8 protein-coding genes and 1 CRISPR repeat array are annotated in these 13,585 nt (G+C 37.6%); of the genes, 3 read left to right on the top strand and 5 right to left on the bottom strand.

The window, feature by feature from the left end; translation table 11 throughout:
- Positions 1-106: 106 nt before the first annotated feature.
- On the bottom strand, positions 107-1,585 hold the full coding sequence (gene proP / locus J3T98_RS07305; protein WP_267362504.1) for a glycine betaine/L-proline transporter ProP: 1,479 nt from the start codon (positions 1,583-1,585) through the stop codon (positions 107-109).
- A gap of 272 nt (positions 1,586-1,857) precedes the next feature.
- On the opposite strand from proP, the gene J3T98_RS07300 reads away from it, so the two are divergent.
- The gene (locus tag J3T98_RS07300; protein ID WP_267331696.1) at positions 1,858-2,706 is read left to right on the top strand and encodes a neutral zinc metallopeptidase; all 849 of its coding nucleotides are present in this window, start codon (positions 1,858-1,860) and stop codon (positions 2,704-2,706) included.
- Positions 2,707-2,729: 23 nt separating this feature from the next.
- Positions 2,730-3,506 carry a 5'/3'-nucleotidase SurE gene (gene surE, locus J3T98_RS07295; RefSeq protein ID WP_065563154.1) on the top strand — a complete coding sequence of 259 codons (777 nt, stop codon included), beginning with the start codon at positions 2,730-2,732 and terminating at the stop codon, positions 3,504-3,506.
- Positions 3,507-3,560: 54 nt separating this feature from the next.
- Here the strand turns inward: surE and J3T98_RS07290 are convergent, their stop codons facing one another.
- The 3 genes from J3T98_RS07290 to J3T98_RS07280 all read right to left on the bottom strand — a co-directional run bounded on the left by J3T98_RS07290 (position 3,561) and on the right by J3T98_RS07280 (position 8,563).
- Positions 3,561-4,742 carry an MFS transporter gene (locus tag J3T98_RS07290; RefSeq protein WP_267330644.1) on the bottom strand — a complete coding sequence of 394 codons (1,182 nt, stop codon included), beginning with the start codon at positions 4,740-4,742 and terminating at the stop codon, positions 3,561-3,563.
- Between the two features lie 315 nt (positions 4,743-5,057).
- Positions 5,058-6,206 (bottom strand): hypothetical protein, encoded by a 1,149-nt coding sequence (locus J3T98_RS07285; RefSeq protein WP_267362503.1) that lies wholly within the window; start codon positions 6,204-6,206, stop codon positions 5,058-5,060.
- A 1,046-nt stretch (positions 6,207-7,252) separates the two neighbouring features.
- Positions 7,253-8,563 (bottom strand): hypothetical protein, encoded by a 1,311-nt coding sequence (locus tag J3T98_RS07280; RefSeq protein WP_267362502.1) that lies wholly within the window; start codon positions 8,561-8,563, stop codon positions 7,253-7,255.
- 756 nt (positions 8,564-9,319) lie between these two features.
- On the opposite strand from J3T98_RS07280, the gene J3T98_RS07275 reads away from it, so the two are divergent.
- Positions 9,320-11,620: a zinc/cadmium/mercury/lead-transporting ATPase gene (locus J3T98_RS07275; RefSeq protein WP_267362501.1), complete on the top strand. Its 2,301-nt coding sequence runs from the start codon at positions 9,320-9,322 to the stop codon at positions 11,618-11,620.
- A 235-nt stretch (positions 11,621-11,855) separates the two neighbouring features.
- Positions 11,856-12,372: direct repeats of the CRISPR family, unit length 29 nt; unit sequence CGGTTTATCCCTATGCATATAGGGAACAC.
- A 252-nt stretch (positions 12,373-12,624) separates the two neighbouring features.
- Here the strand turns inward: J3T98_RS07275 and birA are convergent.
- Positions 12,625-13,578 (bottom strand): bifunctional biotin--[acetyl-CoA-carboxylase] ligase/biotin operon repressor BirA, encoded by a 954-nt coding sequence (birA, locus tag J3T98_RS07270; protein WP_267362500.1) that lies wholly within the window; start codon positions 13,576-13,578, stop codon positions 12,625-12,627.
- Positions 13,579-13,585: the final 7 nt, after the last annotated feature.

Genomic DNA, 13,585 nt, shown 5'->3' with positions numbered 1-13,585 from the left:
TATTAAACAATTTTAGCCAATAGTGAGTAAAACGTTGGGCGCTTAATAGCTTTAGCACCCTTTCCTCAACTTTTATAAACTAATTTTAGGCGATGGAAAAAGTTAACTAATCCAATTTAGGATGTTGATCGACAAGTTCTTGTCGCTTATTTTGTAGCTCCTCGAGCTGCTCATCAATATCTTCAACTTCCTCTTCAATCGAATCAAAATGTTCAGATAGAAGTGATTGCGCTTCGTCTCGATTGGCGGCGGTTGGATTAGTGCCGTGTAAAGGTTTATTTGCTGTTTCATGCATAGCAAGCCCAGTAATCACACCAATGAATCCTGCTAACATTAAATTGTAAGCGGGCATATATAAATTACCAGTTGATTCAACAAGCCATGCCACAAATGTTGGTGTTACCCCGGCAATAATAATGGCAACATTGAAAATGCTTGCAATAGCACTATAGCGAATATTAGTTGGAAACATTGCGGGTAATATTGAGGTAATGATCCCAGTAAAACAGTTGATAAACAGGGCCAAAATGAATACGCCTAAAAAAACCAAAGGTATTTGCTGGCTATTAATTAACATAAATGCAGGATAAGATAATAGCAATAAACCTATACTTCCGATTAAAATGAAAGGCCTACGACCCACCTTGTCACTTAATAACCCGATAATAGGTTGAATAATTAACATACCGACCATAATCGCAATAATAATAAGCAAACCTTGTTCAGTATCATAATTCAAATTATGCGCTAAATAGCTCGGCATATAAGTTAGCAATAGATAAAACGAGACATTTGTTACAATAACCAATCCCGCACAAATTAAAATATGCTGCCAATATTTACCGACAACTTTTTTTAGTGTTAATTCAGCCTTATCTTGCGACTCTCTGGCTTCAAGGTGTTGTTGGAAAGTTGGTGTCTCTTCTGAAATATGATGTAGGATAAAGCTAATGATCCCAAGCGGTAAGGCTATTAAAAACGGAATTCGCCAGCCCCAACTAAATAGCGCCGATTGACTGAGTAACATTGATAAAAACACCACTAGCCCTGCACCAATTATAAAACCCACCATTGAACCAAAATCAAGCCAACCACCAATAAAACCACGTTTACGATCGGGCGAATATTCGGCAACTACCGTTGCTGAGCCAGAGTATTCCCCACCGATTGAAAACCCTTGGGCTAATTTAACAATCAACAGCAACACAGGCGAAGTAATACCAATCGTTTCGTAAGTTGGAATCAACCCAATACAAAATGTGCTTAACGACATTATCACTAAAGTGATAGATAGCACTTTTTGGCGACCAATATTGTCACCAATTAAACCAAAAATAATCCCCCCTAAAGGGCGAACAAAAAAAGGAATAGAAAAAGTCGATAACGCAGCAATAATCTGCACGCTAGGTGAAACATGAGGAAAAAACACCTGCCCAATAATATACGCCACAAAACTGTATACCCCAAAATCATACCACTCAATAGCATTACTAAACGCCGATGCCCAAGTGGCTTTTTTTAGCTGATTGTCATTAATGATAGGGATATCATCAATATCCAAAGGTTTATTATTCGATTGCGCCATGAAGTACCGCCTTTAAAATTCATTAATATAAAAATAAATAACCGGCTACCATGCCAAAGATAAACTAAATCAAATTATGCGAGTCAGATGAGGTTTTAAATTTAATCACACCAATTTTACTTATTCAATTGATGCGATATAGGTAAGAATTATATACCTAAAAAAAGCAAAAATAACCCATTTATCACATCCTCTTTTTATGATGAGTAGTGCTAGTAACCTCATCTATTATCCTTTAGAATGATGTTACCAAAACTGATGAGGTATTCCCTATGAGATGGAGAGACCAAAGAGAGAGTGATAACATTGAAGATCGCCGCTCACAATCAGGAAGTGATATTGGGACACGCATCCCAATTGGTGGTAAAGGTAAAATTGTTTTATTTGTTGTTGTATTAGTGGCAGGCTACTATGGCGTTGATTTAACTGGTTTGCTCGACAGCAATGTGATTGATTTGGATGATTCCACATCAACAAGCCAGATTGACAACACCCAACCTAACGATGCAGATAAATTTACTTCAGTAATATTAGCAAGTACCGAAGATTTCTGGCGCGAACAATTCCAAAAACTAGGCAAAACCTATATTCCCCCTAAACTTGTACTCTATAACGGAGCAACCCAAACCATGTGTGGCACCGGGCAAGCCATGATGGGACCATTCTATTGCAATCTCGATAAAACGGTTTATCTTGACTTATCATTTTATCAAGAGATGAAAAGACGCCTAGGTGGCGGAGGTGACTTTGCACAAGGTTATGTTATTGCACACGAAGTTGGGCACCATGTACAGAATTTACTTGGCACATTTAATAAAGTTGAACAATTATCGCAAAATCAATCTACACTAATCCGTAACCAATTGTCGGTCAAACTTGAATTACAAGCTGACTGTTATGCGGGATTATGGGGCAATGGCGTGAAAAATATTTTAGACGCGGGTGATATTGAGCAAGCCCTCAATACTGTGCAAGCAATTGGCGATGATCGCCTACAACAAAATAATGGTTATATTGTTCCTGATAGCTTTACTCATGGTACATCAAAACAACGCTATACATGGTTTAAACGTGGTTATGACAGTGGGTCGATGGATCAGTGCAATACATTTATTCAATAAGGAAATATAAAAAAGGAACCAATATGTCAAAAAAATTAGTCAACCGAGTACTTTTAGTCAATGATGATGGCATTGATGCCCCTGGAATTCAGATTTTAAAAAGCGTGGCTGAAAACATAGCAAACGAAGTTTGGATTGTCGCACCTGTTGTTGATCAAAGTGGCGTTTCTTGTTCAGTTAGTTTAAAGTCGCCATTTCGCGTTCAAAAACGTAGTAATACAGAATACGCAGTCTACGGCACCCCTGCTGACTGCTCACTATTTGCCATAAAATCACTAATGGCTAATCAATTACCCGATCTCGTGCTGTCAGGAATTAATAATGGATCTAATTTGGGATTTGAAACAATATTATCGGGCACAGTGGGGGCAGCAATGATGGCAATGACGCTAGGCGTGCCAGCCATGGCGCTAAGTCAAGTCAGCAGTGAAGATAACACACCAACCAATTGGCACTGTTCAACTCATCTTGCTGAATCGATAATCAGACAACTCTACCCCCTTTCAGATAAGACTTGCTTCAATATCAACTTCCCTAATTGCCAAGCCGATCAAATAAAAGGGATAAAAATCACAAAACAGGGCGAGCCGGATGTAAGCCAATTTGTTATTGCAGAAACTCAAGATCCAGAAGGTCATGACTACTTTTGGTTTAGAGCTAAACGTAACCAAAGTGTAAAGGTTGATATCGACAAAGAGCTTGATGCAGCTAATGATGGTTATATTGCTATTACACCGTTAAATTATGAACGTACTAATTACTCGTTATATCAAAAAATAAAAGCAACGTTTAAAGTATAATACTTAGATATTGTCTATACGTCTTCCTAAATCACTCAGGAAGACGTAAATAAATTATTTCTTCACTAAAGCACAGAATAAAAACGAAATCGTCACCATCACTAAACCAATCCAATAAATCACTTCATGCCCGTAAGCTTGTGAAACAAAACCTTGAATGATACCAGCTAAAATGACACTGCAAATAATACCATTATTAAATAGCGTTGAAGCCACGCCCATACGAGTTGGTAGCAAATCTTGGAAATAGATAATACCAATGTTAGCAACAATCCCAATAAACAGCCCGTTAAAAAGTTGCAACACATATAACATGGTTGAATCTTTAAAAAGAATCATCCCAACATAAAACAAAATTCCGCAAATTATAGCGATAAAAAATAGATTTCGCTTACCTAACACGGGGACCAAATAACCCGCAATAATCATAATAGGAATTTCAATCCCTGCCGCTAACCCCATCAACCCACCAGGTAATGAATCAGATAAGTGCAGAACCGTTTCTACATAAATCGGCATATCGATGATATACATCATATTAGCGGTCCACATAAAAATGGTAGAAATTAGCAAACACATGACATTACGATTAGTAAAAATTGATTGGTTTGCCACCGCTAACTCATTAGCAGTAAACGAACTGATAACCTTTTTTTCAATGGGTGGTAAATAGATTGCTACCACAATCATCGAAATAATAAACATCGACATTGCACACAAATACATGATGGTAAAACCGTACTTGATCGCCAAAGCAAAAGATAATGGGGGGCCAATCACCCACGCTAATGACAACTGTGCACGAATCAGAGAATTAAAGGCAACCGCATTACGTCCACTCTTTTCTGCATACTCACGCGCCATAGCAAAAATCTGTGGCATCGCGGCGGACGCTAATGCAGCAAAAAATACGCCCAAAGTAATTAAGACATAATAGTTGCGTGAAAAGGCAAAAGTCAGACTATTTGCCAACCCCATCAAACAACAAAAAATAACAATCTTACGCCTATCACCCTTATTGTCTGAATACTTAGCTAACAGATAACTACCAATAATACTGGCTAACGCATTAATCGAATAAAACGCCCCCACTAAGCGAGGGTCAGCGCCAACTTCAAACGATAAAAAACGACTTAAAGTAGGTGATTGCAAAGCACCAGCCACCCCAATAATAAAGGTTGCTACTAAAAAAGCACCAAAAACAACACCCGATTTTCGAAGGAATGAAGAAGTCATAAAAGCCGATTTACCATGAAATTAAGTGCATCAATTATACCCCTAAAATTAGTGGGAATATAGGCGTATTTAAATAAAGGCTTTTTAAACAATCCATCAACATTAATACTATAAATGTAATAATAAATGGTAGATTTAAGGCTTAAAAAACCACGCTCCTCAACTTTTTTTTTAAAACGTCTAGAATTTAATCCACATATCAAGTAATTCAAGCATCTCTACAAAATCGCATTTCATCGTTGACTCTTCAAGTAAGCTATACTTTTTAACACTATAGTTCCTAGCACTTATTCCCTCGTTCAAAAAATAAAAAGGCTAAGGCCAGACACAAACCATCAGACCTGTAAAGTAATTCGATGAAAATAGAGAAGCACCTACCGAGCCATTTCTTGGATTAACAGTATATTTACGGCTTTTTCCCGGTAACATATGCCCTTTTTCCTCACTAGTCCAGTAGTCATCGAATCCAAAATTAGCTTTAGAATATAGGCCCATTGTGCCCCACTCACTAAAGAATCCTGCGCCAATTATACGCTGAAAGTAATTATTCGGTGATGAAGGTATTGCGCCGACTGCTCTTATACATTCACTATTAACATTTAACCCATTACAAGAGGCATTAGTTAAATCTTTAACCGTAGCTAAACGTAAACGTAGGTCACTACAGCCAGATAATGCTTTATCATAAGTATAACGTTTATCATAGGTATAGAACCACTGCTTTAACACAAAACCATACTTAACAACTTCATTACCACGACCGTCACGACCAACTAATTCAAAAGTCTGGGGTAAAGATGGTCTAAATAGACTATTTAAACCGTAACGTGTTAATGTAACTCGAACACCTGTTCTTGATGAATTTGTCATAGTAGCAGTGATGCCTTCATGTGAAACAGGAGCCCAAGATAAAGCCTCATTACTACCAGCAATGTCTAAGTCAAAATACAAATTGTTAGCGCCAGTAGTCGGAAAATTTAAACCATAAGATGACGGATTAGTTGATTGAGTTAAAAAGCCCTTATTTTCATTCCAAATAGAAGCAGGACCACGGACTTCATTAGAATAATCACGTTCATTAATTAAAAAATACTTTAAATTAGGTCTAGCAAAACAAACCACAGCCCTTGCTTGTGGATTGATATAATAAGTAACATTACTTGCGCTGAAACTACGACTCCTTGGAACGCCATAACGAGTACTCAATGTACCGTCAGTGCTGGTTAATTTAACCTGATAAGGCGCCTTACAAATATCTGGAACAGTATGACGTGTGACGGGCTGATTATATTTATCAACGATAGATAAACTTAAACTACCAGTAGCGGTAACGTCAGTATCTCCATCATCATCTCCCCAATAATTATAAGGCGGACCGATTAGAGAATTTAAAGCAACTGAATTAGTATAAGCTGGAACCAACATACCAATATCAGCAAAACTTTGACCTGCAACAGGCAACACGATTGGCGTTGTAAAGGAAGTATTAGTTGAAGGCGTGTATTTAACACCATTAGATAACGTAATCCCAAGCAGAGCATTAGTATCAACAGCACGAGTACGACCACCATCAAAGGTTAAATAAGGCGCGCTACCTTGAATCGGATTTTTTGTAGTCTGTGAAGTTAATGCGAAGCTAGAAAAAGGATGTAAAATAACCGAACCTAAAAAAACCCACCAAGATAATTTAAAAAAATAAGAGGATCGAAAAGCGGATCGCGCGATAATTCGCAGAATTCCACATAATTGCGTGGAAAAATAAATCTCGGTATAAAATGAACGTTGGAAGCTGAAATTAGACGAATTTAAATTAGAGGTTGGCCAAGTTGCCTGTTGCCTGTTGCCTGTTGGAAATTATAAAACATTTTCGACAATCCTGTCAAGTAATTTTCTGATTTATTTGGAATTTTATACTTAATACTCAATTTCTGGTCACTTAACTAAAACCGTGTAAAAAGTATAGTGATTGGAAAAACACGATGCAACACTTTTTTTTCACTCAATTACGTTAATTTTCGTAAAGAGGATCTGAAAAGGATCTAAAAAATAACCGGTTATATGCTGTTTTAATTGAATATATCATCATTACAATTTTTTAAAATTAAGCTTATTGATCCTTGAAAATTTTATTCTAGAGCTTTGAATAAGAAATTTAGTAATTTTGATATTCTAATAATTTTTTTAATAAAATTTAGAACCTCAAAAACCCCGCTCCTCAACTTTTTTTGATGTAAAAACGGTTACTGAAAAACGCCACAGTTTAAAGCGGAATTATTTACTTGAGGCAACATTGCAAAGCAGAATTTAGAACCCCAAAAAACCCTTTTCTTAACTTTTTTTAAGATAAAATACCTAAAAAAATAAACCCGCCGAAGCGGGTAATTGAAGCGTCGCTAAGCCACAAAATCGCTTTTTTATAGCTCAGCAACATTGAGAGTCAGCTTACTTTTAGTAACTTAATATTATCTTTCCCCACCCTACCCTAAGAATTAAGGTCGAAGAAATAAATACTAAGGATAGGCACAAAGCCCGTAGTCGTTGTTGCTCGACCTCGCATCACCGTAGATTGTACGCACGCTAAACTGGTGACCACTATTATACTGGTCGCTAGTCAAGTAATAACCATCGAGGAAGCCAGCACCAGAATACTGGGGCATAGTGCCCCACTCCGTAAAAAAGCCAGAACCTATATGACGCATAATATGATTACCAGGTGAGGAAGGAGTGGCGCCAGGGATAACTACACTAGATGAAAGAGAAGCGTTGGTTAAATCCTTTACCTTAACAAGACGATAACCAATACTATCACACCAAGATAAAATATTAGAATAATTGTCCCTCTTCGCACCACGATGAACAAACCACTGCTTCAAAGTAAAACCATATTTAATAACTGGATTACCATTATTGTCACGACCAACCAACTCGAATGTCTGAGGCAGAGAAGGAGTAGAAACACTGCCAGGACTAGATGAACTATGCTGGGATGTAGTAGCGTAAGGACCAATTAAAGTAACGCGTACGCTTGTAGCAGTAGAATTAGTCATGGTAGCAGTGATACCACCACGAGAAACAAGAGACCAATACAAAGGTTGATTAACACCACCAATGAGTAAATCAAAGTACAGATTGTTAGCACCAGTAGTAGGAAAGTTTCTACCGTAAGAGGATGGGCCAGTTGACTGAGGAATAAAACCATCATAAGGGTCCCACATCGAGGCCGGCCCAGCATAAGGACCTGAAGCGAACACCGTATTAGGTCTGGCAAAACAAACTACAGGTGTAACCTTAGGATTAATGTAATAAGTCACAATACTGGCACTGAAATTACTACGATTAGGAACTCCGTAACGAGTAGATAATGTGCCGTCAGTACTGGATAATGTAACACGATAAGGTGCGTTACAAACTGTTAGCACACTACTACGTGATACAGCTTGATTGTATTTATCAACGATAGATAAACTTAAAGAACCTGTAGCTGTAACACCAGAATCACCATCATCATCCCCCCAATAATTATAAGGAGGACCGATAAGAGAACTTAAAGCGACTGAATTAGTATCAGTGGGAACCAGCATACCAATATCAGCAAAACTCTCACCGGCAGTAGGCAACTCAATTGGTCTTGAAGAAGATGAAGTATTGTTTGAAGGTGCGTATCTTGAGCCATTAGATAAAGTAATCCCAAGCAGATCGTTAGTATTAACCACACGAGTACGACCACCGTCGAAAGTCAAATACGGCGCACTACCCTGTATCGCATTCCTAGTTGTCTGTGAAGTTAATGCGTTACTCGAAAAAGAAAGAAAAATCGCCACGAAAAAAATAATCTGCTGGGATAATTGGGCAAAATGGAAGGATCTAAAAAAGGATCCGGAAAACGATCGCGCGAAAATTCGCAGAATTTCACTTGATTGAGTGGAAAAATAAGTTTCAGTGAAAAATTTAAGTTGGGAGCTGGACTTAGACGAATTTAAATTATAGGTTGGCCATGTTGCCTGTTGCCTGTTGCCTGTTGAAAATTATAATGCATTTTAGACTACCCTGTCAAGTAATTTTTTGATTTATTTGCACTTTTGTACTTTTTTATCAAATTTTAGCTTCTTTGCTAAAATTGTTAAAAAAGTATAGTGATTGGAAAAACACGATGCAACACTTTTTTTCACTCAATTATGTAAACCTACGTAAAGATGATCTAAAAAGGATCTAAGCGTCAAATTATTACATATTGTTTTAATTAAATATATTTAAATTACAAATCTTTAAAAATGTAATTAATGATCCTATTAATTTATTCTGGTTTTTAAAATTAGCGATTTGGATCATTTAATAAAGTTTAAACGTAATTTATAACCTCAAAAACCCCACTCCTCAACTTTTTTTGATGCAAAAAACAGCTACTAAAAAACGCCACAGTTTAAAGCAGAATTATTTATTTGAGAAAAAATTGCAAAGCACAATTTTGAACCCCAAAAACCCCGCTCCTCAACTTTTTTTAGAAAAGTGGGTTAAAAATATTTCTTTTTGTTTTTTTGAGCGTACAATAAAAATCATCCACAAATAGAGGTAACGTTATGTTATATAATAACAAATCTACGCAATCCCATCACGATAATCACGACCATTGTCATGGAGATTGTCATAATATTGCACATAATCATATGCATGATTCTCATAACGAAAGTCCAACAGTATCTTGTGATGGACATAATCATGGACATGGACATGAGATTGAAGATCCTCCCGAAGAGCCTGAGCGGAGTTGTCAAGGCGTTAAATTAACTTGGAAAATTCAAGGTATGGATTGTGCACATTGCGCAAGTAAAATCGAAAACGGTGTTAAGACACTGCCCAATATTAATCAAACCAAAATTATTTTTTCAACCGAAAAGTTAATCGTTTTTGTTCCAAAGCATGATGATGCGGTAATAAAGATGATTGAAGATAAAGTCGTAGAATTGGGTTATACCCCGATTTTTGAGGCATCAGCTAACCAATCCCATCACCACGAACATTCACATAATTTTGATAAAAAAGCATTTATTCCGTTAGCCGTTTTAGGTACTTTAATTGTAGTAAGTTATCTTATTTTGTTGGTGAATCATACAGCTGGCGAATATGCCTTTATTGTGACGGCTATTGTTGGAATTATCCCCATTTTGAAGGAGGCGATTGTTTTAACCCGTAGTGGCACTCCATTTGCAATTGAGTCGTTAATGAGTATATCCGCTCTTGGTGCGCTGTTTATTAGAGCAGCGGAAGAAGCTACCATGGTGATCTTTTTATTTATGATCGGTGAGATGCTCGAGGGCTTTGCAACGAGTAAGGCGAAAAAAGGAATTTCGTCACTAGTAGAATTGATGCCTGATGAAACGGTGATTATTATTGATGGTAAAAGAAAAACAGTTGCCAGCCATACGTTAAAACCTAATGATATTATTGAAATTTCATCTGGTGGACGATTACCTGCTGATGTTATTTTGGTTAGCGAACAAGCCAGCATTGATGAGAGCGCATTAACAGGTGAGTCGATTCCAGTTAATTATTTAAGTGGTGATAAAATTTTAGCTGGGTCATTAGTGGTGGATAATACTATTCAACTCAAGGTAATTTCGGAATCAGGACAAAATGCCGTTGATCGGATTTTGCAATTGATTGAGGATGCCGAAGATCGTAAAGCGCCTATTGAGCGTTTTATCGATAAGTTTAGTCGTTATTATACTCCAGCAATTACGCTATTTGCGTTTTTGGTGGTAATAATTCCACCATTGTTGACGGGTGCCGATTGGTATACTTGGATTTATCGAGGATTGACGTTGTTGTTAATTGGTTGTCCTTGTGCATTAGTGATATCTACCCCCGCTGTTATTACGTCGGCTTTGTCAACCGCAGCCAAACATGGGGTGCTGATTAAGGGCGGTGCAGCACTTGAGCATATTGGCTCAATTAAGATGGTGGCATTTGATAAGACAGGAACATTAACTGAGGGTAAGCCACAGGTAACTGATGTCATTAATCTTCATTGTTCTAGCGAGGAGTTGTTAACAATTGTTGCCTCGATTGAAAGTGGATCACACCATCCTTTAGCTAAGGCTTTAGTTGATTATGTTAAGCAAAAACAGATCCATTTTGAAGAAGCCCAAAATCGTAAGGCGATTGCTGGCGTTGGGATTCAAGGTGAATTAGATCAACAAATTTACTTTATTGTATCTCCTAATAAGATTGAAACCGTATCAACGGCTATAAGTGCTAAAGATGCTGAAACTATCACTCAACTCGAAAATGGTGGTAAGACCGTTGTGGTGGTTACAACCCATCAGCAGTTGTTGGGGATTATTGCTTTGCAAGATGTGCTACGAAGTGATGCTTTAGCTGCTATAACTGAGCTTAAGCAACTTGGTTTACAAACATTGATGTTAACCGGCGACAATCAACGTGCAGCAAAAGCAATTGCAGGACAATTAGGCATAGATTATCGTGCTGAGTTGTTGCCAGCAGATAAGTTAGCAGAAATCGAAAAAATAGGTCAACATACGTCTATTGCGATGATTGGTGATGGAATTAATGATTCCCCTGCTATGAAGGCTGCAACTGTCGGTATTGCTATGGGTAGTGGTACGGATGTTGCACTTGAAACAGCCGATGCCGCTTTAACCAAAAATAGTTTATTAAGCTTACCTAAATTAATACGTTTAACTCGCTTCGCTAATCGTAATATCAAACAAAATATTACAATTGCCTTAGGAATTAAGTTGGTATTTTTAATTACTAGTTTATTTGGTATTACTGGGCTTTGGCTTGCAGTATTAGCTGATTCGGGTACCACAGCGATTGTTACAGCCAATGCTTTAAGATTGCTTAAGGTAAAAAAATAAGGGTGAACAGCTAATTTTAACTGTTTCCTAAAGGATAAGTTTCCGAACTTTTTATAATGGCGTAATCTATCTTTTATTCTTAAACCTATTAAAGAAGGGATGCTGTACGCAATCCCTTCTGGTAAATCCTTATTTAAATGGAACGCTTTGAAGTTAACCACTGCGATTCATATACAAACCGTTTATCGCTACTTATAGAGAATACTCGTCTATTTTTTTACTTGCTCGATCGAGGCGGTTTATCCCTATGCATATAGGGAACACGTGTGTGCGCACTGGTTGATACTCCACCTACTCGGTTTATCCCTATGCATATAGGGAACACCCTCGAACTCATCTATAACGCGTTTTTCTTCACGGTTTATCCCTATGCATATAGGGAACACGCTCTAAATGCTGCCGGTATTAAAACCGATGGCGGTTTATCCCTATGCATATAGGGAACACATTAGCTTTAGCAATCATCAGTTTATATTGTGCGGTTTATCCCTATGCATATAGGGAACACGTTAATTGACCGTCTGGTAATTCAATGCCGCACGGTTTATCCCTATGCATATAGGGAACACTCAGGAAAACACGCAGTGCGATTTCCCCACAGCGGTTTATCCCTATGCATATAGGGAACACGTAAACCGGGGCATTAAAGTGGTTTCGAACACCGGTTTATCCCTATGCATATAGGGAACACGGGTAGATATTTCTAATAATTGGCTGATCAGGCGGTTTATCCCTATGCATATAGGGAACACACTAATTATAACCTATTGTTTATTAATTAAAATACCAAAATGAAAAATTCCACCAATTTTTTGGGTGCTTTTTTAAACAGCTGGTTTAAGACGAGATTATCAATATAATTTGAAATTTATTAAATGGTTAAGTCAAGATAAAAAGGGATTTAGAGCTGCATTATTTTTTGCCGCTTACCTATGTACCGATTTATTTCCGATCATAAGATATACTTTTCAGTAATTCATGTTAATCAATTACCGGTAGATATTTCACTCATCACTGCGTAATGAGATTTCGCCACCAATAAATGCGTTCGTTTTGCCATTTTGTTCTAAGAGTAATGCACCCTGTTCATTGATGCCTTTGGCTACGCCACGGATCACATCGTCACCAATTAATAATTTAACAGGACGCCCTACAAAATTGTCGAGCCGTTGCCAATCGTTAAGAAACGGTGTTAGTCCATGTTGTTCGAAGTCTCGAAGTTTTACTTTTAGATTTTTCGCGACTTTTGCTACTAATAAATTGCGATCAACTTTACCTAAATTAGCCCACTTTTGGTTGACGATAGTTGTATCGGGATTATTCATCATTAGGTTGACTCCAACACCAATAACAACATGTGCACAGTCTCCCGTTTTGCCTGCAAGTTCAACTAATATGCCTGCAAGTTTTTGGTCATTAAGATAGAGGTCATTTGGCCATTTTACTTTAATATCTTGCCCCGAGATTTCTCGTAAAGTATCGGCTATCACAACACCAACGACTAAGCTTAGCCCCATGGCTGCTGCGATGCCCTGTTCAAGTCGCCAATACATTGAGAAATAGAGATTACTGCCAAATGGTGCAAACCATTGTCGCCCACGCCTACCTCGTGCTTTTGATTGAAACTCGGCAACACAGCTGTCGCCAGTTTGTAATTTCTCAATATTATCTAATAAATATTGGTTGGTTGATTCAATAATAGGCAGTACTTCCACATGACTATCAGCACCATAGTCGTTGTCGATTTTAACTTTATCAAGTAGATCTATTGGTGATGCTAAGCAGTAACCTTTACCTTGCACGGATGATAAGGTGATACCCCATTCCCGTAGCACTTTGATATATTTGTTGATGCCAGCTCGCGTTATTCCAAATTGGTTGGCAAGTTCTTCACCAGAGTGAAACTGCCCATCAGCTAATATATTGATTAATTTCAATGGATTTTGGTTACTGCGCATTAAACCC

This window comes from Gilliamella sp. B2772, from assembly GCF_026536985.1.
Lineage (GTDB): Bacteria > Pseudomonadota > Gammaproteobacteria > Enterobacterales > Orbaceae > Gilliamella > Gilliamella apicola_E.
Note: the sequence above shows the minus strand (reverse complement) of the source record. Positions and strands in the feature narration are given on the sequence as shown.